This is a genomic window from Pseudomonas koreensis (assembly GCF_024169245.1).
Lineage (GTDB): Bacteria > Pseudomonadota > Gammaproteobacteria > Pseudomonadales > Pseudomonadaceae > Aquipseudomonas > Aquipseudomonas koreensis_F.
In genome coordinates this window covers 4,646,653-4,671,914 of the sequence record NZ_JALJWP010000001.1, presented here as the reverse complement: position 1 = coordinate 4,671,914, position 25,262 = coordinate 4,646,653, and the positions used below count along the sequence as shown (strand labels likewise).

The following is a 25,262-nucleotide window of genomic DNA, read 5'->3' as shown; positions in this document are numbered from 1 at the left end:
GGGGTCAAGCGACGGCGACGACGTCGAGAATCCGCTGCACCACGCGATCCTGATCGATGCCAGCGGCTTCGGCCTCGAACGACAGAATGATGCGGTGGCGCAACACGTCGAACAGCACGGCCTGAATGTCTTCCGGGCTGACGAAATCGCGACCGGCCAGCCAGGCGTGGGCGCGGGCGCAGCGGTCAAGGGCGATCGAACCGCGCGGACTGGCGCCATAGGCGATCCATTCGGCCATTTCCGGGTCAAACTTGGCCGGATTGCGCGTGGCCATGACCAGTTGCACCAGGTATTCCTCCACGGCGTCGGCCATGTACAAACCGAGGATTTCCTTGCGCGCGGCGAAGATCGCCTGCTGGCTGACCCGGCGTTCTGGCTTGGTCTCGCCGTTCAGCGCCTCGCCACGGGCTTGCTGCAGAATGCGGCGCTCGACGGCGGCGTCGGGGAAGCCGATCTTGACGTGCATGAGGAAACGGTCGAGCTGGGCCTCCGGCAACGGATAGGTGCCTTCCTGTTCGATCGGGTTCTGCGTGGCCATCACCAGAAACAGCGGCGACAGTTCATACGTGCTGCGGCCGACACTGACCTGACGCTCGGCCATCGCTTCGAGCAAGGCTGATTGCACCTTGGCCGGCGCACGGTTGATTTCATCGGCCAGCACCAGGTTGTGGAAGATCGGCCCTTGCTGGAACACGAAACTGCCGGTTTCCGGGCGATAGATCTCGGTGCCGGTGATGTCGGCAGGCAGCAGGTCGGGGGTGAACTGAATTCGATGGAACTGGGCTTCGATGCCCTCGGCGAGTTCTTTGATCGCTTTGGTCTTGGCCAGACCGGGTGCGCCCTCGACCAGCATATGGCCGTCGGCGAGCAGGGCGATGAGCAAGCGCTCGATGAGTTTTTCCTGGCCGAGAATCTGCGTTGAAAGAAAGGTTCGCAGCGCCAGCAGCGCTTCACGATGTTCCATCGGTGACTGTTCCTGGAAAGGGAGTGGCCGGGGCGTTCGGATAACGCCGGGGCTGGGGGCGTTACTTTAATCCATCGCAGGGGGCGGCGACTAACGGCATTTTGTAGAAAAGCGCAAAAGATCGCCGCCTTCGGCAGCTCCAGGATTGGAATGCAATCACCTGTAGGAGCTGCCGAAGGCTGCGATCTTTTGATCTTCCGTCAGCAGAAAATTCATCGGGCGGCAGTTCTGGCCCTATCGCGAGCAGGCTCACTCCTACAAGGGATCGTCGTACACCGTACTGTGGGAGCGAGCCTGCTCGCGATAGGGCCAGCCCGGACACCATCAAATCTGACTGATAAAGGTCCCGGTCCCATCGAGAATATTCTTCAACGTCTCGACAACCTCATCCATATCCACCATATCCGGGTTGAACGCGATCTCCAGCACATCATCGCCATTCAACGCATCGGCATCCGCCGCGGCGATCTCGATTTTCAGCAGACTCGAAGTCAGCGTGACTTTTACCCCGTCAAGCGTCGAAGGCTCGCCATCCAGAGTGATCTCCAGCTCATCCTCATCCGGATAACGGCTCATCAGGAACATCTCGCCCTTGTCGCTGTGGCAGCAGAGCATGGCCATGTTGTCTTCTTCGTCGTCGCACGGGTTGACGATCAGTAGGGCGGTGGTCATTTGCATGGGGAAAATCCTGGGCAGTGGCGGCGGTGAATCTGTTCGAAGGCGCGATTTTGCCAGTCTCTGCTCATTCGCGCTGCCTGCATCGGCAAAAGTGGCAAAGCAGGACATTTCCGTCGCCCACTTCGGAGTAGCGAGAAGGGGAAATCCGACGTCAGCGTAAGGCAATTACCGGATGCGCAAAATCCGGCCGTAATTGCGATTTTTCGCTTGTGATAGCCACGTTTTTATCGGTAGTTTCGCCGCTCTTGCGCAATGGAGTGCGTTACCCAAACCCCAAAAAGGACCTTTGCCATGACCCAATACTTCGAGCGCGCCGAAGAAATCCGCCACTTGTCCGATGAACAGGTCGAGCACCTCTACCAGCGCTATCTCGAAGGCGAAAAAACTGCCGCGCTGATGGCGGAATTTCAGATCCCTGGAACAGTGCGCAGCCTGCTCAAGGTTCTGCCACCGTTCGTCAGTGCCGAGCTCAGCTGTCCCTACTGCAAACTGCCGATGTGGGTACGCCGACACGCCAGAGGTACTCCGCTTTCGCTGCGCAGTACCTTCAAATGCGTGCGCTGTGAGCACCAGCAAAGCCTTCCCGGCGCCAGTACCCGCCACACGACTTGCAACTGCACAGAATGTTTCAAGGTGCGCCAGCAGCAGCTTGCCGCCCGGGCCGCGCGTGATCGCCTGGAATTGGAGGCTCGATATGGCGCGCGATGCCCCGCAGTCCCCTACGCCAATCTGGGGTTCGTGCAGAAGTTGACGTTGCTCGCCTTGCTGGATGATGGTTACGGCGCAACCGTTGAATGGATTGCGCCATTGAATGCGCCATCCAGAGAAGAACTGCTCGCCCTGACGTTCGAGGCCCGTGAAGAGTTGCTCAAAAGCCTGCACGAAGCCGGGGTGCTGGCAGTTTCCACTGACTCCGACATCAACGCCTTCGATCGCAGTGAGGGCTGCAATATCCGCGAGTACAGCGCGGTGCGATGGCTGCCCAGCGTCACGCTCGACGGCGTGGCGCGCAGTACCCGCGAGAATTTGTACCGGGTGCTTTATCAGGAGTTGTCGGGCAGCGTAAAAGCTGCCTGGAAGAGCGAAATCTATTCGCTGGTCTTCAGTCTTGCCCGCGAAGCGTCCATTCAATACATCCGTGTGCTGGCCGCTGAAGTGGATTTTGCCTTCACGGCCGAAGCCCGCGCCGAGGAGGTGGTCGGGCAGTTGCTGCAGGACTTTTCGGTCAGCCAGCTCTATTACTTCGCCCGGCTGGCAGTGAGAAACGCCGCGCATTTCTATGCCACCGGCAATTCCAAAGGGCGCAGTCACGCCTCCAACACCATTCCACGCAACATGCTGGGCACGGCGCAGGACGCGCTGGCGCGCAACTGGCGCAAGAATGCCCATCGCGATGCGCGGGTGCCGCAAACGGCCTTGCAGCGGTTGCTTTACGACGTCGTGCTCAAGGACAGTGGCGCCGGATTTTCGAAATCGCCGGGCATGTACTGGCGTGACGAACTGGTCCCGCAATTCTTTTCCGCCGTGGCGTTCGATAGCGACTTGCTCAGCCACCTGCGCCTGTTCTGCCGCGAATGCGATTCAAGCAACATCGACGCCAGCATGGACAAGCAGATCCTGCAAACGGTGTGCTACGACTGCGCCACGGTGAGCAAATTCAGAGCCTTCGAAGAGTTGCCGGACTGATCCGCGTCAACCGCTGGCGCTGAACCGGATGCCACGCTCAGGGTCGATAAAAAGGCTTTGGGCGTTTTCGTTTCCGGATATGTAACGCTCTTGGCGACCGTCCTGGCACGAAAGTCCCGTGAAACCGGGGTGTCGAGCCTGCGTTCCGGCTCACGCCTGCTAGTGTTGAAGCAGGCGAAACCCTGCATTTACGTGCCAATGACCGAATATGTCGCAGCACCGCAAGCAGACACATTGTCGCACCCATTAAGCTTCGCAACGGATGAGCACCCGTAAAGGCATTGCTGGCGGCGCTGGCAGTCGCTTTTGCAGATGCTCATTCATGGAAGGTGAATGTGACCTGAGTGTCCCGTCCAGCTTCACCCACCTGTCTCCCTGTTTCCTCTGCCCGAGAATCAGGAACAGGGCGACACCGGCCCCGAAAGGGGTGTTGCACGCGACGCTTTCCATCAATAACAAGCTTAAGCGGAGTACCACAGATGGCGTTCTTCACCGCAGCCAGCAAAGCCGACTTCCAGCACCAACTGCAAGCGGCACTGGCGCAGCACATCAGTGAACAGGCACTGCCACAAGTGGCGCTGTTCGCTGAACAATTCTTCGGCATCATTTCCCTGGACGAGCTGACTCAACGTCGGCTCTCCGACCTCGCTGGCTGTACTCTCTCTGCGTGGCGCCTGCTTGAGCGCTTCGATCACGCGCAACCGCAAGTGCGTGTCTACAACCCCGATTACGAACGTCACGGCTGGCAGTCGACCCACACCGCGGTCGAAGTGCTGCACCACGACCTGCCATTTCTGGTCGACTCGGTGCGTACCGAGCTGAACCGTCGCGGCTACAGCATTCACACCCTGCAGACCACCGTGCTCAGCGTGCGTCGTGGCAGCAAGGGCGAACTGCTGGAAATCCTGCCAAAAGGCAGCACCGGCGAAGGCGTGCTGCACGAATCGCTGATGTACCTGGAAATCGACCGCTGCGCCAACGCGGCCGAGCTGAATGTGCTGAGCAAAGAGCTTGAGCAAGTGCTCGGTGAAGTGCGCGTCGCGGTCGCCGATTTCGAACCGATGAAAGCCAAGGTGCAGGAAATCCTCACCAAGCTCGACACCAGCGCTTTCGCCGTCGATGCCGACGAAAAGAACGAAATCAAAAGCTTCCTGGAATGGCTGGTGGGCAACCACTTCACCTTCCTCGGCTACGAAGAGTTCGTGGTCACCGATCAGGCCGATGGCGGCCACATCGAGTACGACCGGAGCTCGTTCCTCGGCCTGACCAAACTGCTGCGCACCGGCCTGACCTACGAAGACCTGCGCATCGAAGACTACGCCGTGGCCTACCTGCGCGAACCGACCCTGCTGTCGTTCGCCAAGGCCGCGCACCCGAGCCGTGTGCACCGTCCGGCTTATCCGGACTACGTGTCGATCCGTGAAATCGATGCCGACGGCAAAGTCATCAAGGAACACCGCTTCATGGGCCTCTACACCTCGTCGGTGTATGGCGAGAGCGTGCGGGTCATCCCGTTCATCCGTCGCAAGGTCGAAGAAATCGAGCGCCGCTCCGGCTTCCAGTCCAAGGCTCACCTGGGCAAGGAACTGGCGCAGGTCCTCGAAGTGCTGCCGCGTGACGACCTGTTCCAGACCCCGGTCGACGAACTGTTCACCACCGTCATGTCGATCGTGCAGATCCAGGAACGCAACAAGATCCGCGTATTCCTGCGCAAAGACCCGTACGGTCGCTTCTGCTACTGCCTGGCCTACGTGCCGCGCGACATCTATTCCACCGAAGTCCGCCAGAAGATCCAGCAAGTGCTGATGGAGCGCCTCAAGGCTTCCGACTGCGAGTTCTGGACCTTCTTCTCGGAATCGGTGCTGGCCCGCGTGCAGCTGATTCTGCGTGTCGATCCGAAGAACCGCCTCGACATCGACCCGGTACTGCTGGAAAAAGAAGTGGTTCAGGCCTGCCGCAGCTGGCAGGACGACTACGCCGCACTGACTGTCGAAAGCTTCGGCGAAGCCCACGGCACCAACGTGCTGGCCGACTTCCCGAAAGGCTTCCCGGCCGGCTACCGCGAGCGTTTCGCTGCGCATTCGGCCGTGGTCGACATGCAGCACTTGCTGAGCCTCAACGAAAAAAACCCGTTGGTGATGAGCTTCTATCAGCCGCTCGGTCAGGTCTCCGGCCAGCGCGAGCTGCATTGCAAGCTGTATCACGCCGACACGCCGCTGGCGCTGTCCGACGTCCTGCCGATTCTGGAAAACCTTGGTCTGCGCGTACTGGGTGAGTTCCCGTATCGCCTGCGCCACACCAACGGCCGCGAGTTCTGGATTCACGATTTCGCCTTCACCGCCGCTGAAGGTCTGGACCTCGACATCCAGCAACTCAACGACACCCTGCAGGACGCGTTCGTCCATATCGTGCGTGGCGATGCCGAGAACGATGCGTTCAACCGTCTGGTGCTGACCGCCGGTCTGCCGTGGCGCGACGTGGCGCTGCTGCGTGCCTACGCCCGTTACCTGAAGCAGATTCGTCTGGGCTTCGATCTGGGTTACATCGCCAGCACGTTGAACAACCACACCGACATCGCTCGCGAGCTGACCCGGTTGTTCAAGACCCGTTTCTACCTGGCGCGCAAGCTCAGCGAAGACGATCTGGAAGACAAGCAACAGCGTCTGGAACAAGCGATTCTGACCGCACTGGACGACGTTCAGGTGCTCAACGAAGACCGCATCCTGCGTCGTTATCTGGACCTGATCAAAGCCACGCTGCGTACCAACTTCTACCAGACTGACGCCAACGGCCAGAACAAGTCGTACTTCAGCTTCAAGTTCAACCCGCATGCGATTCCTGAACTGCCGAAGCCAGTGCCGAAGTTTGAAATCTTCGTCTACTCGCCACGCGTCGAAGGCGTGCACCTGCGCTTCGGCAACGTCGCTCGTGGTGGCCTGCGCTGGTCCGACCGTGAAGAAGACTTCCGCACCGAAGTGCTCGGCCTGGTAAAAGCCCAGCAAGTGAAGAACTCGGTCATCGTGCCGGTGGGCGCGAAGGGCGGCTTCCTGCCGCGTCGTCTGCCACTGGGCGGCAGCCGTGACGAGATCGCGGCCGAGGGCATCGCCTGCTACCGCATCTTCATTTCCGGTCTGTTGGACATCACCGACAACCTGAAGGACGGCGCACTGGTGCCGCCGGTCAATGTCGTGCGTCATGACGACGATGACCCGTACCTGGTGGTCGCGGCGGACAAGGGCACTGCGACCTTCTCCGACATCGCCAACGGCATCGCCATCGACTACGGCTTCTGGCTGGGTGACGCGTTTGCGTCCGGTGGTTCGGCCGGTTACGACCACAAGAAAATGGGCATCACCGCCAAGGGCGCGTGGGTCGGCGTACAGCGCCACTTCCGCGAGCGCGGCATCAATGTGCAGGAAGACAGCATCACCGTGGTGGGCGTCGGCGACATGGCCGGCGACGTGTTCGGTAACGGCCTGTTGATGTCCGACAAGCTGCAACTGGTTGCTGCGTTCAACCACATGCACATCTTCATCGACCCGAACCCGAACCCGGCGACCAGCTTCGTCGAGCGTCAGCGTCTGTTCGACCTGCCGCGTTCGGCCTGGACCGACTACGACACCAGCATCATGTCCGAAGGTGGCGGTATCTTCTCGCGCAGCGCGAAGAGCATCGCGATCTCGCCGCAGATGAAAGAACGCTTCGACATCAAGGCCGACAAGCTGACCCCGACCGAACTGCTCAACGCCTTGCTCAAGGCGCCGGTGGATCTGTTGTGGAACGGCGGTATCGGCACGTACGTCAAGGCCAGCACCGAAAGCCACGCCGATGTCGGCGACAAGGCCAACGATGCACTGCGCGTGAACGGCAACGAGCTGCGCTGCAAAGTGGTGGGCGAGGGCGGTAACCTCGGCATGACCCAACTGGGTCGTGTGGAATTCGGTCTCAATGGCGGCGGTTCCAACACCGACTTCATCGACAACGCCGGTGGCGTGGACTGCTCCGACCACGAAGTGAACATCAAGATCCTGCTGAACGAAGTGGTTCAGGCCGGTGACATGACCGACAAGCAACGCAACCAGTTGCTGGCGAGCATGACCGACGAAGTCGGCAATCTGGTGCTGGGCAATAACTACAAGCAGACTCAGGCCCTGTCCCTGGCGGCGCGCCGTGCTTATGCGCGCATCGCTGAGTACAAGCGTCTGATGAGCGATCTCGAGGGCCGTGGCAAGCTAGACCGCGCCATCGAGTTCCTGCCGACCGAAGAGCAACTGACCGAGCGCGTCGCTGAGGGCCACGGCCTGACCCGTCCTGAGCTGTCGGTGCTGATTTCCTACAGCAAGATCGACCTCAAGGAACAGCTGCTCGGTTCGCTGGTGCCGGACGACGATTACCTGACCCGCGACATGGAAACGGCGTTCCCGCCGACCCTGGTCAGCAAGTTCTCCGAAGCCATGCGTCGTCACCGTCTGAAGCGCGAGATCGTCAGCACCCAGATCGCCAACGATCTGGTCAACCACATGGGCATCACCTTCGTGCAACGACTCAAAGAGTCGACCGGCATGAGCCCGGCGAACGTGGCGGGCGCTTACGTGATCGTGCGCGACATCTTCCATCTCCCGCACTGGTTCCGTCAGATCGAAGCGCTGGACTATCAGGTTTCCGCTGACGTGCAGCTGGAGCTGATGGACGAGCTGATGCGTCTGGGTCGCCGCGCCACGCGCTGGTTCCTGCGTGCCCGCCGCAACGAGCAGAACGCTGCCCGTGACGTCGCGCATTTCGGTCCGCACCTGAAAGAACTGGGGCTGAAGCTCGACGAACTGCTCAGCGGCGAAATCCGCGAGAACTGGCAGTCGCGCTATCAGGCTTACGTCGCAGCCGGTGTGCCGGAATTGCTGGCGCGTATGGTTGCGGGCACTTCGCACCTGTACACGCTGCTGCCGATCATCGAAGCGGCCGATGTCACCGGGCAGAACCCGGCCGAGGTGGCCAAGGCCTACTTCGCCGTCGGCTCTGCGCTGGACATCACCTGGTACCTGCAACAGATCAGCGCACTGCCGGTGGAAAACAACTGGCAGGCCCTGGCCCGTGAAGCGTTCCGTGATGACGTCGACTGGCAGCAACGGGCGATCACCATCTCCGTCCTGCAACAGGGCGACGGTTCCCAAGACGTGGAAGCACGTCTGGCACTGTGGATGGCCCAGCACGAAAGCATGATCGAGCGCTGGCGCGCCATGCTGGTGGAAATCCGTGCTGCAAGCGGCACGGACTACGCCATGTATGCAGTGGCCAACCGTGAACTGCTTGATCTGGCGTTGAGTGGGCAGGTTATTGTGCCTGCCGCTGCGACTGCGGAACTTGAGCTTGCTTGAGTAGCGGTTGAATGAAAAAGCCCCTGCATCGTGAGATGCGGGGGCTTTTTTCTGCCTGAAGCAAGCGGCTAATACCTCAATCAATTCAAGATGCGGGCGATGTACGGTCTGAAGCCTTTAGACGTGTGAAAGTCTCCGGCGACAACAATGCGGCCATCACCCTGAAGCGCGATGGCTGCCACTCTATCAATGCTTGTTCCTACTTTGATACGCATGATGCCGTTTTCTTCGCCGAAACGTTCATCCGGTGTTCCATCGGGTCGGTAGCGTCCTACCAAGCCGTCAGCCTCTTCACCGCCCAAACTATTACCCGCTACCAAAATGTTTCCGTTGGAGTCAGTAGTCGTGTCCATCCATTCTGAACCGAAGGGGCTTTCATCAATTACTGTGATTTTCGGTTTACCTTCGTTGAAAGTCGGGTTGTAGCTACCATCAGGACTCAGGTTCTGGATTAAACCTGCCTGCGGACTGGCGGTTGTCGAACCTATTCCCGTGATATTCCCATTCTGTAGGGCTATCGACAAAATTTGAGTCGGCTGGCTGATGTCCGTACTCAGAGAAAATCCTGAATCACCGAACGTCCTGTCAGGGGTTCCGTCAGGTGTAATACGGGCGGTCAATGCGACGGAGCGCCCATCCACGTAAGCCGTTCCCGCAAGAATGATTGCGCCATCTGATTGGATCAGGTGTGCGTTGATAGTCGTCGAATACTCAGGGTGTCGAACCAAGAGGTATCCATGACCTTTGTTAAAACCTGTATCAAGAGCGCCATCTGATTGATGTTTGCTCAAAACGCCCACTGACTCGGCGAAATTGTAATGATGTTTGCTGACCATCCAGAAGCTGCCGTCTTGCATGACAGTAGAGCTGACGCTGCTGGAGAGGTTTCCTTCATTTTTCACGGTATTGGGGATGCCAGGAGGTGGCCCATCCAGAGGCAATCGAATGACTGTCGTGCCTCCGGAGCCAAAAGTCGTGTCCAGTCTTCCGTCCGGGTGAAAGCGAGCGGCCGCAGGCAGGCGTGGGCTGTACTCAGCTTCTTCGAAGAAGCCGGTCAGCAGAATCCGTCCATCCGGCAACACCGAGGTATGGCCCGCTGTCGAGAGAAATCCACGTTCGAACACTCCCGTGACCACGCCATTTTTGCCAAAGCCGGGGTATAGGGAGCCGTCGGTATTCAGGCAGATGATGGCGTAATTCCAGCCAGATCTGCCGGTAACCAGGAACCTGTCATCAGGCGTAATGGTGAGTCCGGAAATGAATCCGTTCGAGTCGTCGGAGTAGGCAGGTTTCGCAATTCCTTGATCGCCAAAAGTCGGATCGAGGCTCCCGGGTTTACGAATGGACGCAGACATGTTGAAACTCCTTTAGTTGGAAGGCTCCCCACCGCCAACTACAGAATCACTGAGTCCTACTACTGAAACGATGGTTGTAGAGTAGTGATCGTACTCAAGGTGCCCGTCAACTGTTATAACTGACAGTTGACGGAGGTAGCAAAATCAGATCGGCTTTTTCAATTTGTCGTGCGATTCCAGTAACTTCGAGTGCTGAGACATCACTCAATGGTCTGGTCAATAAATTGCTGAGCGACTGGTCAAGGTACTACCTCGCTCTTACTAGGGGCGAGGTAGTACATATTCGCGAGCTTTCAAATCGAATTCACCCGTCAGGAGGATACCTGGCTTCGACGGAAGTTTTTCGTTCTGTATTTCGAATTTGTAATCTCCTTGAATGAGATAATGTTGGTCTTTAAGTTCATAATGGAATCCCACTCTGCCGTCTATCGGCACATATCTGGTCTGCACGAATCTGCCGTCCGCATAATTTTCTATAATTATGACGATGGCTACCTTTAGATCTGCAGGTCCATATTCGTTGTACTCCGCCGGGTTGGGTGGCATTAAGAATTGGACATTTGTTTCTATATTATTAACTCTTTTAGATCCGCCAACCGCAAAATAAGTGAAAAGGCTCTCAATAAATTGTTCGGTTAGAGCGAGATCCTCATCGCCTAATTTGGCGGTAAAAATCCCGGTGGCGTTTCTTCTGGATTGTTTATTGTTGTCTTCCTCTAATGCGTTATTCATGTTGTATCGCCCTTATTAAGTTATTTATTAGCTGCATGGCTGCTAAGAATGATAAACAGAGTGACGAGATGTAGCGCATAACAGCAACTGGTTCAACTGCCAGGTATTACAGTTGACTGGTTGGCTCTATTGTGGTTTTCGGAGAGGCAAGACCGTTCGTCGTGACTGTCATTTCTGTCAGTGGTCGAGTCATTTGGAACTCGTCTATGGTCGCGCAGCAGTACCTGGTTATTCATGTATTTGTACATAAACCGCCCTGCGCTATCTATGGAGAGATCCCGATGCATACTCATCAGCTCGCAACTGACCCGCTTGACCCGAACTTTGGCGACCGGGGTTCGACTCTCGTGCCGTTCCACGCAGGCGGAGGACCCATCGGAGTTTCGTCCGTTGCACTGGCTGAAGACGGTAGATCATTCTTCGGTTGTACTTCCTTTCTCTCGTCCAGCAGCGAGTTCGGATGTTTTTGTCTTGATGCTGACGGGCATCTGATAAAAACGTTTGGCAAAGACGGGTATCTCTCAGGGCAATTTAACGATAGCCATGGGCGAGACCATTCAGTCACCTCCAGTATCCTGCTGCAATCTATCGACAACGCACTTCATGTCGTGTTGATGGGAATATATTACGTGCCGGATGTTTCTTCCCCGAAACTGGCCCTGGCACGTTTCAACGATGACGGTATGCCGGACACTTCTTTTCGGCAATAGCGGCACTATTGTTCATAATTTGCCCTCGCGTTCTGATAATGCCGACGCGGGCAATGCTTCAGCGAAATTTTCCAGTCAATCCACTGGTGATAGTTCACCGGCTCAGGCGATTGTATTGCCGGATAATAGAATCCTGCTCGTTTACTCGTACGCGGGTGTTGATCATATTGTGCGTCTGGAGAGTAATGGGGCACTGGACCTGACTTTTAACGGTGTCGGATATGTCGCACTCACGGAACCTGACGCAGGCGTAGAGTTGGTCAGTATCCTGCAAACCACGGACGGTAACTATTTGTGCGCCGGACATGTCAGGGATTCGGCTAATGTGTACAGCGCAATTTTCGTAAAGGTGGATCAGGCAGGGCATTACGAAAGTTCTTTTGGAACTAATGGCAGGGTGGATATCCGTGAACCAAATGGCGCAAGCTTTTTCATATCCCATCTTGCCCGGCAAGGTAATAACCGTATTCTCGCCATTGGGGAAAGTTCTACGCTTACGGCGCGTTATGGCCTGCTGATCAGTCTTGAGCCGGACGGAAAATTCAATATTCAGTTCAATTCCGCACAACCGCTGCAAACCCAGGTGGATGGCCATTCAACCAATTGGAGTTCAGGCACTATCCGAACTGATGGAAAACTCGTGATTGCCGGTACAGCGGACTCTCCAGGCACAACAGACCGCAATGTGGTGTTCGCCCGCTTCCAGGCAAACGGAGCGCTGGATCAAACATTCGGTCGCAACGGTTTTCTGCGAATTGTGGACAGCCAAGCTGCCGACGCACTGGCGGTTTTTGATCTTGACAAGGCATTGTTCAATAGCCGTTCAAGCTATCAAACTGGCAGGGAGAACAAAATCTGGCGGTGTCTTCTCGGTTAACGAAAAAGCCCCGATGCCGTAAGAGGCCGGGGCTTTTTTCTGTCCAAGGGCTTTGTGGTGTCTATACGGCCTCATCGCGAGCAGGCTCACTCCTACAATGGCAGCGCAGTGAATCAGCCATCAGTTCTCCAACGGAATCAACACCTGCTCATCCGGCGCCAGCACCATGAACACCAGCAACTTCGCCGGTTTGCTCTGGCTGGCATTTTTCGACACCAGATGCTCGGATCCGGCCGGTTCGTACCAGAACTGGCCCTTCTTGTATGTGATTGCCTGCTCGCCTTTGACTTGGGAAATCACTTCACCGTCGAGCACGTAGGCCATCGCAGTGCCTTCGTGTTTATGGGCGATCGAGGATTGCCCGGGTTTGTAGTCGACTTCGATCATCATGGCTTTCTTGCCGGGAGCGTTTTTCAGCAGTTGTTCTTGCAGAACGGTGATTTTCTCGGACGGGTCGTGGGCCATCGCCGAAGCGGACAGGGTGAAGGCGAGGGCAGCGGCGAAGAAGGGCAGAGCTTTCATGGCGGGTTACCTGTGAGGGTTGAGGTGTGATCACAGTAGGCCGCAATGAGGCCGGTTCAAACGGCCAATATTCGCGAAGATCAGGTGACCAATCTTTGTCAAAAGCAAAGATCGCAGCCTTCGGCAGCTCCTACAGGGGAACGCATTCCAGAGTAGGAGCTGCCGAAGGCTCGGGCCGCGATCGGACGATCTTTTGATCTTGCTTTTAAACGATAGGAAAGCTGTTGAAATCGACGCTATTGGCCAGGCGGCTATCGATCAGGTCGATAAATCCCTGCGCCTCGGGCCGGTTGAAATGCGCCTGCATCGCCGCTTCCGACTGCCAGCGCGCACTGACCGTCCAGCGGTGGCTGTCCTCGGGGCAGCGGTCGACCAGATAGGAATCGCAGCCCGGGGTTTCGCGCAGGGTGTCGACGATCTTCTGCAGTTGCTTGCCGAGCTCTTCCGAGCGGCCCGCAGCAGCCTTTACCTGAACCGTGTTGATCACTTCGCTGGACATTGCTCACACTCCTGAATCAGGCCGGACGAATCCTGCTCATTGAGGGATAACGCCTGTGCAGAATAGGCCTGCCGCCCTGGATCTCCAATAACCAATCGGCAGTAAAAGCCTTATACCAACGGCTCATGACAGCTGTTCGAGGATGTCGCGCAGGCGATCCAGAGCGATGTCGATGTCGAGGGTTTCGATAGCGCCGAAACCGAAGAACAGGCCCTCCTTCGCCGGCTGCTGATAGTAGAAACCACTGATCGCATACAGGCCGACCTCGACCTTTTTTGCCAGCTCGATGACCAGCGGCAAATCGATCGGCACCTTGCACAACACCGCCATGTGAAACCCGGCACTGGCCGGTACGGCTTGCAGCCATGGCGCGAGATCGGTTGCCATGCGCTCGAGAATCCGTTCGCGCCGTTGCGCATAGATCGTGTGGCAGCGGCGGATGTGCTTGAGCAGGCAACCCTCAGCGATGAACTTGGCCAGCGCCCATTGCGGCAGGGTCGAGGCATGCAGATCGGTCAGCTGTTTGGCGCGGATTACCGCCTCGATGATCGCCGGTGGCAGGATCGCGTAGCCGAGGCGCAACTCCGGCAGCAGGGTCTTCGAGAACGTGCCGACGTAAGCGACGATGCCGCGCTGATCGAGGTTGAACAGCGAGTCCGTTGGCCGGCCCTCATAACGGAATTCGCTGTCGTAATCGTCCTCGATGATGATCGCGCCCAGCTCATGGGCCCGGGCGAGCAGGGCTTCGCGGCGCGCCTGACTCATCGCCATGCCCAGCGGGAACTGGTGCGACGGCGTCACGTAAATCAGCCGCGTGCCATCGGGAATCTGCTCGACCTGAATACCCTCGGCATCCACCGGCACGCCGACCACCTCAGCCCCATGAGTGCCGAACAGCAAGCGCGCGGGCGGGTAACCGGGGTCTTCCATCGCCACCAGACTGCCGGGGCGGATCAGCACGCGGGTGATCAGGTCCAGCGCCTGTTGCGCGCCGTTGCACACGATAATGTCTTCGTCCTGACAGTTGATGCCACGGGAAAAGGCGATGTGCCGGGCGATCGCATTGCGCAGCGCCGGCAAACCTTCGGCGACGCTATAGAAACCTTTCGACTGCGCCATCTGCCGCATCGCATGGGCGACGCAGCGGCGCCAGTCGTCCTGCGGGAACTGGCCCTTGCTGGTGGCGCCGCCGATGAAGTCGTAGCGCAGCGAACCTTCCAGCGTCGGGTGGCGCAGGAACACCGGCAGATTGCGCCAGCTCTCGATCACCTCGGCACTGGCCAGCTCGGTGTGGCTCTGCTTGCGCTGCACCTGCGCCGGGCGGGCGTTGACATAGGTGCCTTTGCCGATGACTCCGGTGAGGAAGGTTTCGTAAGTCAGCTGCGCATAAGTGTCGGAAATGGTCTTGCGCGAAATGCCCAATTGCTCGGCGAGCAAGCGGCTCGGCGGCAACTGCGTACCCGCCGCCAGTCGCCCGGATTCAATCGCCGCGCGCAACTGCTGATACAACTGACCGGCGAGGTCCTTGCGGCCGTTGATCACGACATGAAGTTCCATACCGACGAGGCTCCCGGGTGTTGAGTGAGGTGTCGGTCAGATTAGCGTTGTTGGGCTTTTGGCAGTAGTTGCGTGGAGTAAAAACCGCAAATTGGTGCAAATTCCTTGTAGGAGTGAGCCTGCTCGCGATCGCGGTTGATCAGCCGCCATCAATGTTGAATGACACACCGCTATCGCGAGCAGGCTCACTCCTACAGGGAAATGTGCGCATCAGGTATCCAGTGGTGTACCCACAATTCGTGGAATTGGGGCTGTAACACAGCCCGCGCAGCCCGTACCGTGAACTCATCATTCTGCCTGCCGAGAGCCCGCGCCATGTCCCTGCGTCTGGATTACTACAACGCTTCGCCCAAGGCGATGAAAGCGATGATTGCCATGGAGGCGCTGACCAGCAATCTGAGTATCGAAGCGCCGCTGCTGCAATTGATCCGGATCCGCGCCTCGCAACTCAACGGCTGCGCGTTCTGCACCGACATGCACTCGGTGGACGCGCGGCGAGCAGGGGAGAGCGATCGGCGCCTGTATGCGATCGCCGTATGGCGCGACAGCAACTTCTTCAACCCTCGCGAACGAGCGGCGCTGGCCTGGGCCGAGGCGGTGACGCTGTTGGCCGAAAGCCATGTGCCGGATGACGTCTACCAGCAAGCGCGCGAGCAATTCGAGGAAGGTGAACTGGTGGACCTGACCGTAGCGGTGAGCACCATCAACAGCTGGAACCGCTTGGCTGTCAGCTTCCGTCAGACTCCGAGTGACTGAAGATCAAAAGATCGCAGCCTTCGGCGGCTCCTACATGGAAACGCGCATCTGATCGTTCCCACGCAGAGCGTGGGAACGATCAACCTGCCTAATTGGGCGGCCGCTGCGGTTTCACCGAGGTGCCAAACGTGTTGCCCATCCGCGTACTAGTGGCCGCCGGTGTCGCCAATCCGACCTGATTCGGCGCGCGCTTGTGCACCGGCACATTCAGGGCCTCCATGTTCTTCTGCGCCGCCGCCGCGCCGTCCGGATTGTTGCCCATCTGCTGGCTCAGGCAATCGTAATTCGGCGCCTTGTAACCGCCGACCGTGACCTCGACACAACCCAGCGGCTCCTCCGCCTGCGCTGCACCCACCGTCATCAGCAAGATCCACATCCACCGCGTTCTCATGTCCGCCTCCTGGCCCGCCCGATTGGGCTGCTCTGGGGTTTGAGTCTAGTGCAAGCGCGGGGCAAAACCCGTGATGGTTTTTTTGCACCGCCCGTCATACCAGAGTCATAAATGCCCCGCAGGATAGCGATTTTCAGGGGTGCGCCAGTCGTGCAGCGAGGCAGTTCGCGGATCAGTCTTCAGCGCTCGGCGACGCTTGTGCGCCGCGCGGGTCTGGGGTGGCTGCTCGGTCTGCTGACCTGCGCGGCCAATGCTGACCCGGCAGCGGCGGATATGCAACTGACCTTGCACATCCCGGCGCAGGAACTGGCCCGGGCGCTGGATCAGTACAGCCGCGCCACGGGCGTTGCCGTGTTGGTCGACAGCCAGTTGAGCCGGGGCCGACGCTCCCTCGCCGTGGATGGCGAATACACAGCCGCCGATGCCTTGCGTCATCTGCTCGGCGGCACCGGCCTGATGGCGCGCTACGCCCGGGCCGACGCGTTCACCCTGCAAGCGGCGCAGGTGGAAGATCTGCCAGCGCCGACGGACAAACCCACGCCGGCCACTGTCGCAGTCAACCGCAGTTACGCGACGGCGGTGCAAGCAGCGATCGAGCGCAAGCTGTGTCGTTCTCCGCTGACCCGGCCGGGCAGTTATCGCGCGGTGTTGCAGGTGTGGGTCGGGCGCGACGGCGTGGTGCAGCACAACCGGTTGGTGACTTCGACCGGCGATGTACGGCGCGATAACGCGCTGGTGGAAAGTTTTCGCAACCTCACAATCGATCGGCCGACGCCCAGCGCCTTGCGCCAGCCGGTCACGTTGCTGTTGTTACCGGAGTCGTCAGGGAAACGCATGGAATGCACGAGATGGGAAGGAGTTTCCGGGGGATGAAAGACGCCGGACAAAGCGTGATGGGCCAGCTGTTCCTCAGCTCCTACGAGGATTTTCGCGTGCGCCTGCGCCGCCGCCTCGGCTCCGAGGACCTGGCCAACGACGTGCTGCACGAAACCTGGCTGCGGGTCGATCGCATGGAAACCCCGCCGAACCTGCTCAAGCCCAACGCCTACCTGTATCGCATGGCCCTGAACATCGCCGCCGACCGCCGCCAGGCCGACGCGCGTCTGCTCACCGGCACCGAAGTCGAAGAACTGCTGCAACTGAGCGACGAAGCCCTCGATCCGGCGCGGGTCGTCGGCGGGCAAAAAGAGATGCAGGCCTTGCTCAGCGCCTTGTACGAACTGCCCGCACGGCGTCGGCGCATCTTCATCGCCGCGCGGCTGGAAGAGGCACCGCACCTGGAAATCTCCCAGCGTTTCGGCATTTCCACGCGCATGGTCGAGAAGGAAATCAAAGCCGCGCTGGGCTTCTGCGCAGCGAAACTGGAAAGAAAAGTGTTTCAGCGGTTCGGTCGCGGGGCCGGAAAACCGTCTAGCGAATAGTGACCCGATTAATCCGTTGAGAATTTGCGCGTTTGAACATCTTTCGACTGAAACCCGCCGAACCCTCGGCCACCGAGTCCCTGCACAGCGAAGCCCGCGACTGGCTGATCCTGCTGACCTCGGGCCGCGCCACCGTCGCCGACGCCCGCGCCCTGCGCGAATGGTGCGCGCAGAGCGGCGAACACGCGCGGGCGTTCGAAGAAACCAAACTGCTATGGCATCACCTGCAACCGGCCGCCGAAGCGCTGCAGGGCCGACGCGGCTTCGGTCGACGGGCATTTCTCGGCGGCGCGATTGCCGCATCCGCCGCATTCCTGCTGGTGCGCGGCACCATTCCCGGCGGCTTCGAAGGGCTGGGCGCCGACTACATCACCGAAGTCGGCCAGCAACGGCGGGTCGAACCCGCGCAAGGCGTCAGCCTCGAGCTGAACACCCAGACCCGCATCAACCAGCGCAGCGTCGAAAACGGCGTGCAGGGCTTTGAACTGGTCAGCGGCGAAGTGGAAGTGCAAACGGCACGCCTGCCGCTGGCCATGCAGGCCGGAGCAGGGTGGTTGCGCGCCAGCCAGGCCCGCTTCAACTTGCGCAACACCGACCAGCAAGTCTGCGTGACCTGTCTCGACGGCGCGGTCGACGTCGCCATCGACGGCCGCAACCTGCGCCTCGAAGCGGGCCAGCAAGTCACCTATGACGCGCGGCAAGTCGGCAACGTGCAAACCGTCGACACCGCCGCCGTGATGAACTGGCGCCAACAAGTGCTGGTGTTCAACGGCGCGACCCTCAGCCAGATGATCGACGAAATCAACCGCTACCGCCCCGGCATGCTCCTGCTGCTCAACCGCGAACTCGGCCAACGCCGCGTCCAGGCCCGCTTCAACCTCGACCAACTCGCCGGCGTCGCATTGCTGATCCGCGATGCCTACGGCGTCAAATGCACCGAACTCCCCGGCGGCGTGGTCGTCCTCAGCTAACCAAAGCCCAGCGCAATCCAAATGTAGGAGCCGCCGAAGGCCGCGATCTTTTGATCTTGCTTTTGCTTTCTGTGGGAGCGAGCCCGCTCGCGAAAGCGGTTTTCCGGCCACCAAATCCCCAACTGCCTACACCCAATCCCATTGTAGGAGTGAGCCTGCTCGCGATGACGGCCTCACAGTCCACCAATCCCCAACCGACCTCACCCTCGCTTGATACTCACTCCCTCACTTCTATCCAAAAGCCACGACAACAGCAGCCCCGGGATCAGAAAGCCCAACGAAACCAAAACCCCATGAAGCACGTGCGCCAAAGGTTCATCGAGTGTGGCAACCAACTTCATGGGTGAAGCCACTGGCGATAGCTGCAAGAACAAAACCACCAGTACCACACAAGGCCAGATCAAGTTCACACCGCGGCGCGCGCTGAGCCGCCATGCATAAACCGCCAGCGCGGCTGAGAACACACCTTCGAGCACCCAGGAGACAGTCCCCAGCTTGCCCCAAAGCCCATAACCGTAATGCTCGACCGAGTGCGGATACAGTGCCAAATCGCTGTTGTGCATCGGCCAGTCGGCGATGAAGTGAGAGAAGGCGGCCAACGCTGCCACGATGGCTACCGGTCGATGCTTGATGAACAGCAGTCCCCAAATCGCAGACCAGAACACTGCAGCCAGCAACGAGTGATCCCAGTCGATAAAGGTCAGATCAAAAAACAGGTACGGCCCGCTGTTCAAATTTGCGGTGACGGTGTTGAAGCCAAGAATGATGAAAATCCCATCGAGCAGATCCAGAAAACCGACGCCCATCATGATGGGTAGCGCGGGGATCCTGGGATAGCGGGCCTTGATTGCCAGGCCGATGGCGAAGTGACCGACGTACATTGTGCGTTCCTGCTCCAGACAGGCCTGTCGTCTACAGGCCAGAGGCGTCTGATACTATCCGAGCCTTCGAACCAAGATTGTCGGGTTTTGGCAATGTCCGAATTGTCTGCTGATGCGATACCTCCATCATTTTCCCTCCCCCGAGAAATAGACGCGATTTTGCTCGAGGCCTCGCGGATCAGGACATTGGTAAAGTCAGAGGCACTGTTCCCTCAAGGCTCTAAACCCCTGGGCATGTTTCGTGTGATTCAAGGCACCTTGCGAGTCGATAGCCTGGGCGCCAGTGGACACCAAGTGCTGCTTACTCAATTGGTCGCTGGAGACTGGTTCGGCGAAGTACCACTTCTCGATGGCTTACCAAGAAAGTATGACGTTGCAGCCGTCTCGCAAGCGCGTATTGCAGTGCTACCTGCCAGCGCATTCTGGCAAATCATCGAGCGCCGACCCGATGTCCTGCTAGCCATTACCCGGCTGGTCTGTGGCCGATATCGAATGGCGCTCGATTGGGCCGGGAACACGATCCGCAATCCTCTGCCTGTCAGGTTGGCCCGCCGACTCGTTTCCTTGATCAAAGGCCCAGGTATCGAAGAAGCGCCATGCCTGAAGGTCAACCAGGAACATATCGCCCAACAACTGGGCGTGTCTCGCCAGAGCGTCAACCGTCAGCTGAAAATCTGGGAGGCCGAAGGCCTGTTGGCTGTTCGATACGGCGCCGTCACCCTTCTCGATGTGCAAAAACTCAGAGAGGCAGCACGGGAGAGTTAACCTGCCATAAGCGCCAAACGTGCTGAGGAAGGGGGCTGCTCAGTTGAGTGGACCGATCACTTGTCGGTATTTTTCCGGCCCTTGTGACGTCTGACGGGTCAGGCTGATTTCCAGTCCGGCCGGATCTTCCTGACGATTGCCGCTCAGTTGCCGCCAGCCTTTATCCACCTCCCAAACCCGCACTTGCACATCACTCACCTCATTCAACACCGCCACCCCATTCCCAGGCGCCGGCAACGGATAGCGACTGCGCGCGTCAGCCACCGCCCGATACAACGTATTCCCCTTGACCCACCAGCGCACCCGCTGCAACGCTCCCGGCTGATCCGCCGCGCCACGAATAATGTCCAGCCGAAACCCCTTGCTGTCGCTACTGCGCACCGTCACCGCCGCCGGCGCAGTCGGCGCCTCATCCTCAGCCCCGACCTTGCGCGGCTCGCTCAACTCCACCCCCGCGCGCATGTCCACATCGCGCTGCAACTGATTCAACACCCGCAACAACCCATCGCTCTGCTCACTGCTCGCCTGCAAATGACTGTCCGCCCGCGTCACACTGTCCAATCCGCGCCAGGCAATCAGACTCACCACCGCCATCAGCAGGATCGCGACCATCACCTCAATCAGAGTGAACCCTTGCTGAGTCTTCATTGAATACTGATCCGCCCACTGCCATCGCGCAGCACACTCAGCCGATTGGCCCCGTCAGACAAAATCAGCCGCAACGGCGGATTGATCCACTCGGCATTCAGCACCACCGTCTGTCGGGGCTCCACACGCACCTCGACCTTCGGGCTCTGCCACGCACGCGGGCGCAACTGCGCATCCTCCTTGAACGACTCAAACCCCACGCCATCATCCCCACGCCGACCAAAGCGAAACCCCTTGGCATCCGCCACCCACACAATCGGCCGCCCATCCGCGCGAGCCTCGGCCTGCGCCACCTGCAACAACTGCGCAACCCGCTCGGCATCCTTGCGCAACAACTGCAACGGATCGGGCCTGATACTCAGGCTGATCGCCGCACTGGCAATCCCGATGATCACCAGCACCACCATCAACTCGATCAACGTAAAACCCTGTTGCCTGTTCATCGCGCGCGCGCTCCTTTGCGTCCTGCGCCATCGTGCACGGCCAACATGTAAGGCGTGTGAAATAAAACGGAGAGAATTGCCGCGTAGGCTGGCAACAGGGACAACAAGGAGCGACAACCCATGAAATTCACCGCACGGATTACCCCGGCGCAAACCATCCAGGCCCTGGCACTGCTCGCCGCCCTGGTGGGCGTCGCGACATGGTCGTCGCTGCTGCTGACCTCGGCGGAATCGCACACCCCCGCAGCCACCCCGCAAGTGCTTGCGGCGAGGAGTGATAGCCCGGCGTTGCAGTGGTTTTCCAATGAGACTTCGCCGGTGGATATCAAGGTGAGTGGGGTGATCGCGGGCGGGAGCGGGACGGTGGCGATATTGAGTTTGAATGATGGCGCGCCGAGGAGTTTTTTGGTGGGGGAGAAGGTTGGGGTTGGGGTGAAGTTGGTGGGGGTTGAGGGGGATGGGGTGGTGATTGAGCGGGGTGGGGAGAGGGTTAGGTTGGGGGTTGAGAGGTTGGGGGGGGTGGTTTTGCCGAGGTTGGTGAGGCCGTGATCTGCAGGTTGAAGCTGGTTGTTTTTTCACTTTGATCGGATGTCAGGTCAAAGTGCTTCTGCAAGAGAGAACGAACAAGCAAGGGGTGTTTGTGGTTGTCTTCGGTCAAAACCTGCCCTTCACATACCGCCAGTTTTCGGTATGTGGCAGAGACTCAAATATCAACTAGTCTTTTCGTAAACGAATCGTACTAGCAACCTCCTAGATATCTCTTGCGTAGGGGGTATTTTGTTATATATGTTTAGGGCTGGATTTGTTGTTTGTGGGTGATGTTATTTATCATTTTTTAAGCTTCAGTCTGTTGGTGGGGGAGTGTGCACATGGGTTGTTGATGTTGATGTTGATGAGGGAGAGTATTGAAAATATCAGTTCTGTTAGTTTTTTTGAGTTAAGAAATAGACTGTTAATCGCGCAATAGGGGGGGCAAATGGCAAATGTAAAGCCAAAGATGAAAATGCCTGAGTTTCTTGTCTTCTTCAGAGCGCTCGTTTTAGGGTTTGTTGCTGCAGAAGTATGGAGAGTTGCATCCTGTCTTGGAGAAAACTTTGCTCCGCTGTTGTGGGATGTAGGCCTTGTTGTGCAATTACATATTCTTTTAATCGTGCTGGTGCTTTGTTTTTCATACGCTTTAACACGGGGGGCATTTATCGAGAGTGCAAAAATGGTTCGTAGCTTTCGAGTCGATTTATTAATAGCAGTCGGTGTCGGCATCTGGGTCAACGAGCTCATATCCCCGTTGCTATTAAAGTTTCATATGATATTAAGCGCTGTGGATCCATATTGGACACCAGCGTTGCTTGTTCTACTCTGTACGGTGCTGATTTCGCCCTTGATACAACAGTACTGGCCTAGAACTAAGAAAACGATTCCGCAACTTTATTTTATTGCGGATGAAGAAATATTTGACAAAAGCGAGGACGTGCTTTTAAGCGAAACCCAGGCTAAGTCGTTCGCTGAAACGGTGCTCGCAAGTGGTGCCCACGCCGGACTTGTTTTCGGAGTCGATGGACCATGGGGAGTCGGTAAGACAAGCTTTATAAACCTGGCAGAGCGACATTGGGAAAATGCTGTTGACAAGGCAATTGTTGTTCGTTTTGAACCTCTTCGTTACGCCTCAGAGCCAGATCTTGCAGAACGCTTGATAAGGGATTTATCAGCTGCAATCCAGCGTGAGGTATTCGCCCCCGAATTTCGGCCCGCCGCTTCCCGATACTCGCGACTAATAAAAGGAAAAGCAGATATTTCTTTTCTCGGTTTTAAGTTGTCGCTGGAACCGTCTCAGGAAACCGTAGATGAGCTCCTGGATGATGTTGATGAGGTTCTCAGGCGTATTGATCGTCGGGTGATAATTGTCATTGATGACCTTGATCGTCTAGACACTAAAACGATAAATTCGGTTCTTTTTGCAACGCGACGTACCTTCAAGCTATCGCAGGCGACTTATGTGCTTTGTTACGATACGGAGATACTTGCCGGCAATCATGAAGAGGATTCAAGAGCCCGCGAGTTTCTAGAGAAATTCGTAACGGTGAAGATCAGTTTATTTGTCGATAGTTCCGGAATTCGGGACTTCTTACTAAGGGACTGGCAGCGTGAGACTAAGCAACTGGGTTCGATCCCTTCTGATACGATGGTGAAGTTAGGGGCAATTCTCATTGAGCTGGCAAGCATTCTTAATGGCGATCATGCTGCTAGTTATCTCCCTCTTGTTGGAAATCTTCGGAAAATAAAACGTTTCGTGAATGCCATGTTACTCATGCAGCTCGAACGCAGTGATTTGGCTCGGACAGACTTTAATAAGCGTGACCTTATTAATCTTATATTGCTACATTTGAGTTACCCTGGGTTGTTCAGGCGTATTTACGCTGGGGAAACGGAGGGGCGGGCCGGATTTTTCTCGCTTCGTCGTATCTATGCGCAGCCTGACTACAGTAACTCAGCTGAGTTTTCAAAAGAGCTGGATGGACAACCAGAACCAGCTAAATTTTTATTAAAACAACTTTTTGATGTGGAGACACTTAATCTCCCCGCCCGTGGAGAGGTAGAAGAGTCGGTGTTAGCGACGCGTGCTTGCTTCAATCAGGAATCTTTCAGAAATCTAGAGAACTACCTGAAGCTCATCGTGAGATTCGCCACGCCAGAGCCGCAGAAGACATATGTTCTGTATCATAATGCGGTTGAGCAGGTTCGCAAGGGAACGGCGATAGATTCGGTTCTAATGTCCCAGCACTTTCGGCTAGAACATGGGCAATACTCACATGATCAGTTCTGGCGAATATTTGTAAATAAAGCTTATGACATCGCCCCGGCTGTCGCAGAGGATGCATTTAATACTCTTGTCAGCTACTTGCCTAAATACTCTACAGTGGGATACAAAGATATAGGTTTGCGGCAAAGATCTGTTTACTCTTTAATTAGGCTTTTAGACCGGGCGGGGTGGGGGCAGACAGTTGGAAAGAGGACAGATAATTCCCCGGAAAATATCGTTGAAATTGCATGGAGAATTTTTGGTGAGCAAACTTATGTGTGCAATGGCTTGTTAAAGCAACTTGTTGGCGGCAGTCGTGGGGTTTTAGGATGGAATGACTTGATGTTGTTCAGGCTTCAGTGCTGCGCTGATCGACAGGGACAGGTATATAATCTTCACGCAGCTCTAATAACAAATCAGGATCCAGGTGCGCCTACAAACGGTTCGGTTGAGAAACTTGCACTAATGGGCATGAGAAAGCTCTCTCAAGAAGTTTTTGCTCTATTTAAAACCAACTACATTGATGCAAAAGAAAATTTTTTCGCAGCAGTCGACAATACTCGCTTTGAAGATTTCCTCGGTGAAGCTCAATCAATTAGTGATGCGGCTAGTTCCTCAGGTGAAGATTCACTCAGTAGAAGGGTATTGTCGGCGCGTTGCGATTTGAAGTCGTTTGTAATCTACCAACTTATTAATTCAGCGCTTCCTCACGGTAGGGGGGTAGGGTGCGGTTATTACGATATGGTTGGCAAAAAGGATACCGCGGGCATTGCGAGCTTGATGAATAAATACGTATTTGAATTTTGCTTCAATCCGGATGTTCACGAAGATAACATTTTCCATTTTATCGATCACTGCTTAGCTAATTTGAGTAATTCCTTCTTCACTGGTTCGGATGAAGCGGGATATGTTGCTACGCAAGAAGGACTCTTAGCTGGGTTTGATCCGAAATCAATGCGCCAATACTGGCTTCAGTATCGAGACCTTATCCGTAAAAAAATTGAAGAGGTCGAAAGTCGATTTGTGTTCACATCTACCTACACTGCGTCCTATAGAGAAGACTTGGATGGAGTTTTTTCTGTGTTGGACGAGTTCGCCGAAAAACCTGTCGTCTAAGATGTGGTAGATAGCTCAGCCCAATATTTAATGCACTAGCGTTGACTTGTCTGAAGAGGATCTTTAAGTGCTCGATAATGCATCTGTTTCCTGAGAAGTGAATCAGTTTCGTTGGTTTCAC

The 25,262-nt window shown here is 57.0% G+C and carries 22 protein-coding genes; 11 read left to right on the top strand and 11 right to left on the bottom strand.

From position 1 onward, the window contains the following. Window positions 1–4: 4 nt before the first annotated feature. Both J2Y90_RS20540 and J2Y90_RS20535 read right to left on the bottom strand, forming a co-directional pair. Complete coding sequence (locus J2Y90_RS20540) at window positions 5–964, bottom strand: AAA family ATPase (RefSeq protein ID WP_007913915.1); 960 nt, start codon at window positions 962–964, stop codon at window positions 5–7. A gap of 324 nt (window positions 965–1,288) precedes the next feature. Further along, a complete protein-coding gene (locus J2Y90_RS20535; protein ID WP_253502456.1) occupies window positions 1,289–1,642 on the bottom strand; it encodes a hypothetical protein in 354 nt (117 codons plus the stop codon). Window positions 1,643–1,933: 291 nt separating this feature from the next. Between J2Y90_RS20535 and J2Y90_RS20530 the strand changes: the two genes are divergently transcribed. After that, complete coding sequence (locus tag J2Y90_RS20530) at window positions 1,934–3,328, top strand: hypothetical protein (RefSeq protein ID WP_253502453.1); 1,395 nt, start codon at window positions 1,934–1,936, stop codon at window positions 3,326–3,328. Between the two features lie 479 nt (window positions 3,329–3,807). Next, window positions 3,808–8,700: an NAD-glutamate dehydrogenase gene (locus J2Y90_RS20525; RefSeq protein ID WP_253502450.1), complete on the top strand. Its 4,893-nt coding sequence runs from the start codon at window positions 3,808–3,810 to the stop codon at window positions 8,698–8,700. A gap of 80 nt (window positions 8,701–8,780) precedes the next feature. On the opposite strand, the gene J2Y90_RS20520 is transcribed toward J2Y90_RS20525, so the two are convergent. Continuing rightward, window positions 8,781–10,055: a hypothetical protein gene (locus tag J2Y90_RS20520; protein ID WP_253502447.1), complete on the bottom strand. Its 1,275-nt coding sequence runs from the start codon at window positions 10,053–10,055 to the stop codon at window positions 8,781–8,783. A gap of 261 nt (window positions 10,056–10,316) precedes the next feature. After that, window positions 10,317–10,787 carry a hypothetical protein gene (locus J2Y90_RS20515; protein WP_253502445.1) on the bottom strand — a complete coding sequence of 157 codons (471 nt, stop codon included), beginning with the start codon at window positions 10,785–10,787 and terminating at the stop codon, window positions 10,317–10,319. Window positions 10,788–10,948: 161 nt separating this feature from the next. On the opposite strand from J2Y90_RS20515, the gene J2Y90_RS20510 reads away from it, so the two are divergent. Both J2Y90_RS20510 and J2Y90_RS20505 read left to right on the top strand, forming a co-directional pair. Then, window positions 10,949–11,497: a hypothetical protein gene (locus J2Y90_RS20510; protein ID WP_253502443.1), complete on the top strand. Its 549-nt coding sequence runs from the start codon at window positions 10,949–10,951 to the stop codon at window positions 11,495–11,497. Next, window positions 11,463–12,374, top strand: coding sequence for a hypothetical protein (locus J2Y90_RS20505; RefSeq protein ID WP_253502440.1), 912 nt, complete (start codon window positions 11,463–11,465; stop codon window positions 12,372–12,374). The genes J2Y90_RS20510 and J2Y90_RS20505 overlap by 35 nt, the downstream gene beginning before the upstream one ends. 120 nt (window positions 12,375–12,494) lie before the next feature. On the opposite strand, the gene J2Y90_RS20500 is transcribed toward J2Y90_RS20505, so the two are convergent. The 3 genes from J2Y90_RS20500 to J2Y90_RS20490 all read right to left on the bottom strand — a co-directional run bounded on the left by J2Y90_RS20500 (window position 12,495) and on the right by J2Y90_RS20490 (window position 14,952). Then, window positions 12,495–12,896 (bottom strand): cupin domain-containing protein, encoded by a 402-nt coding sequence (locus J2Y90_RS20500; RefSeq protein ID WP_253502438.1) that lies wholly within the window; start codon window positions 12,894–12,896, stop codon window positions 12,495–12,497. A gap of 205 nt (window positions 12,897–13,101) precedes the next feature. Beyond that, on the bottom strand, window positions 13,102–13,395 hold the full coding sequence (locus J2Y90_RS20495; RefSeq protein ID WP_042606795.1) for a putative quinol monooxygenase: 294 nt from the start codon (window positions 13,393–13,395) through the stop codon (window positions 13,102–13,104). A gap of 123 nt (window positions 13,396–13,518) precedes the next feature. After that, a complete protein-coding gene (locus J2Y90_RS20490; RefSeq protein ID WP_253502435.1) occupies window positions 13,519–14,952 on the bottom strand; it encodes a PLP-dependent aminotransferase family protein in 1,434 nt (477 codons plus the stop codon). A gap of 315 nt (window positions 14,953–15,267) precedes the next feature. Here J2Y90_RS20490 and J2Y90_RS20485 point away from each other — a divergent pair, with 315 nt between their 5' ends. Next, window positions 15,268–15,708: a carboxymuconolactone decarboxylase family protein gene (locus J2Y90_RS20485; protein ID WP_253502432.1), complete on the top strand. Its 441-nt coding sequence runs from the start codon at window positions 15,268–15,270 to the stop codon at window positions 15,706–15,708. Window positions 15,709–15,796: 88 nt separating this feature from the next. Here J2Y90_RS20485 and J2Y90_RS20480 read toward each other — a convergent pair whose 3' ends face one another. After that, window positions 15,797–16,099, bottom strand: a complete 303-nt coding sequence (locus J2Y90_RS20480; protein WP_429461857.1) for a hypothetical protein — start codon at window positions 16,097–16,099, stop codon at window positions 15,797–15,799. 150 nt (window positions 16,100–16,249) lie between these two features. Here J2Y90_RS20480 and J2Y90_RS20475 point away from each other — a divergent pair, with 150 nt between their 5' ends. From J2Y90_RS20475 to J2Y90_RS20465, 3 genes are read left to right on the top strand one after another with little or no spacing between them, the layout of a single operon-like run. Further along, window positions 16,250–16,972 (top strand): secretin and TonB N-terminal domain-containing protein, encoded by a 723-nt coding sequence (locus J2Y90_RS20475; RefSeq protein WP_253505264.1) that lies wholly within the window; start codon window positions 16,250–16,252, stop codon window positions 16,970–16,972. Continuing rightward, the gene (locus tag J2Y90_RS20470; protein WP_095180176.1) at window positions 16,969–17,520 is read left to right on the top strand and encodes an RNA polymerase sigma factor; all 552 of its coding nucleotides are present in this window, start codon (window positions 16,969–16,971) and stop codon (window positions 17,518–17,520) included. The genes J2Y90_RS20475 and J2Y90_RS20470 overlap by 4 nt, the downstream gene beginning before the upstream one ends. Window positions 17,521–17,552: 32 nt before the next feature. Then, window positions 17,553–18,491 (top strand): FecR family protein, encoded by a 939-nt coding sequence (locus J2Y90_RS20465; RefSeq protein WP_253502429.1) that lies wholly within the window; start codon window positions 17,553–17,555, stop codon window positions 18,489–18,491. A gap of 200 nt (window positions 18,492–18,691) precedes the next feature. Here J2Y90_RS20465 and J2Y90_RS20460 read toward each other — a convergent pair whose 3' ends face one another. Beyond that, window positions 18,692–19,372, bottom strand: a complete 681-nt coding sequence (locus J2Y90_RS20460) for a hypothetical protein (RefSeq protein WP_253502426.1) — start codon at window positions 19,370–19,372, stop codon at window positions 18,692–18,694. A 93-nt stretch (window positions 19,373–19,465) separates the two neighbouring features. Between J2Y90_RS20460 and J2Y90_RS20455 the strand changes: the two genes are divergently transcribed. Continuing rightward, window positions 19,466–20,137: a Crp/Fnr family transcriptional regulator gene (locus J2Y90_RS20455; RefSeq protein ID WP_253502422.1), complete on the top strand. Its 672-nt coding sequence runs from the start codon at window positions 19,466–19,468 to the stop codon at window positions 20,135–20,137. A 39-nt stretch (window positions 20,138–20,176) separates the two neighbouring features. On the opposite strand, the gene J2Y90_RS20450 is transcribed toward J2Y90_RS20455, so the two are convergent. Both J2Y90_RS20450 and J2Y90_RS20445 read right to left on the bottom strand, forming a co-directional pair. Beyond that, entirely contained in the window at window positions 20,177–20,785 is a 609-nt protein-coding gene (locus tag J2Y90_RS20450) for a prepilin-type N-terminal cleavage/methylation domain-containing protein (protein ID WP_253502420.1), read from the bottom strand. Then, on the bottom strand, window positions 20,782–21,228 hold the full coding sequence (locus tag J2Y90_RS20445; protein WP_253502418.1) for a GspH/FimT family pseudopilin: 447 nt from the start codon (window positions 21,226–21,228) through the stop codon (window positions 20,782–20,784). Before J2Y90_RS20445 ends, J2Y90_RS20450 begins: the two co-directional genes overlap by 4 nt. Before the next feature lie 120 nt (window positions 21,229–21,348). Here J2Y90_RS20445 and J2Y90_RS20440 point away from each other — a divergent pair, with 120 nt between their 5' ends. Further along, window positions 21,349–21,777: a type II secretion system protein N gene (locus tag J2Y90_RS20440; protein ID WP_253502416.1), complete on the top strand. Its 429-nt coding sequence runs from the start codon at window positions 21,349–21,351 to the stop codon at window positions 21,775–21,777. A 427-nt stretch (window positions 21,778–22,204) separates the two neighbouring features. Then, window positions 22,205–25,141, top strand: coding sequence for a KAP family NTPase (locus J2Y90_RS20435; protein ID WP_253502414.1), 2,937 nt, complete (start codon window positions 22,205–22,207; stop codon window positions 25,139–25,141). Window positions 25,142–25,262 lie beyond the last annotated feature (121 nt).

Coding starts and splice junctions, on each gene's coding strand:
- J2Y90_RS20445 (WP_253502418.1), bottom strand. CDS start 21,228: ATGAACAGGCAACAGGGTTTTACGTTGATCGAGTTGATGGTGGTGCTG.
- J2Y90_RS20505 (WP_253502440.1), top strand. CDS start 11,463: ATGACGGTATGCCGGACACTTCTTTTCGGCAATAGCGGCACTATTGTT.
- J2Y90_RS20535 (WP_253502456.1), bottom strand. CDS start 1,642: ATGCAAATGACCACCGCCCTACTGATCGTCAACCCGTGCGACGACGAA.
- J2Y90_RS20530 (WP_253502453.1), top strand. CDS start 1,934: ATGACCCAATACTTCGAGCGCGCCGAAGAAATCCGCCACTTGTCCGAT.
- J2Y90_RS20525 (WP_253502450.1), top strand. CDS start 3,808: ATGGCGTTCTTCACCGCAGCCAGCAAAGCCGACTTCCAGCACCAACTG.
- J2Y90_RS20440 (WP_253502416.1), top strand. CDS start 21,349: ATGAAATTCACCGCACGGATTACCCCGGCGCAAACCATCCAGGCCCTG.
- J2Y90_RS20495 (WP_042606795.1), bottom strand. CDS start 13,395: ATGTCCAGCGAAGTGATCAACACGGTTCAGGTAAAGGCTGCTGCGGGC.
- J2Y90_RS20455 (WP_253502422.1), top strand. CDS start 19,466: ATGTCCGAATTGTCTGCTGATGCGATACCTCCATCATTTTCCCTCCCC.
- J2Y90_RS20435 (WP_253502414.1), top strand. CDS start 22,205: ATGGCAAATGTAAAGCCAAAGATGAAAATGCCTGAGTTTCTTGTCTTC.
- J2Y90_RS20450 (WP_253502420.1), bottom strand. CDS start 20,785: ATGAAGACTCAGCAAGGGTTCACTCTGATTGAGGTGATGGTCGCGATC.
- J2Y90_RS20470 (WP_095180176.1), top strand. CDS start 16,969: ATGAAAGACGCCGGACAAAGCGTGATGGGCCAGCTGTTCCTCAGCTCC.
- J2Y90_RS20490 (WP_253502435.1), bottom strand. CDS start 14,952: ATGGAACTTCATGTCGTGATCAACGGCCGCAAGGACCTCGCCGGTCAG.
- J2Y90_RS20515 (WP_253502445.1), bottom strand. CDS start 10,787: ATGAATAACGCATTAGAGGAAGACAACAATAAACAATCCAGAAGAAAC.
- J2Y90_RS20500 (WP_253502438.1), bottom strand. CDS start 12,896: ATGAAAGCTCTGCCCTTCTTCGCCGCTGCCCTCGCCTTCACCCTGTCC.
- J2Y90_RS20460 (WP_253502426.1), bottom strand. CDS start 19,372: ATGTACGTCGGTCACTTCGCCATCGGCCTGGCAATCAAGGCCCGCTAT.
- J2Y90_RS20480 (WP_429461857.1), bottom strand. CDS start 16,099: ATGAGAACGCGGTGGATGTGGATCTTGCTGATGACGGTGGGTGCAGCG.
- J2Y90_RS20540 (WP_007913915.1), bottom strand. CDS start 964: ATGGAACATCGTGAAGCGCTGCTGGCGCTGCGAACCTTTCTTTCAACG.
- J2Y90_RS20485 (WP_253502432.1), top strand. CDS start 15,268: ATGTCCCTGCGTCTGGATTACTACAACGCTTCGCCCAAGGCGATGAAA.
- J2Y90_RS20520 (WP_253502447.1), bottom strand. CDS start 10,055: ATGTCTGCGTCCATTCGTAAACCCGGGAGCCTCGATCCGACTTTTGGC.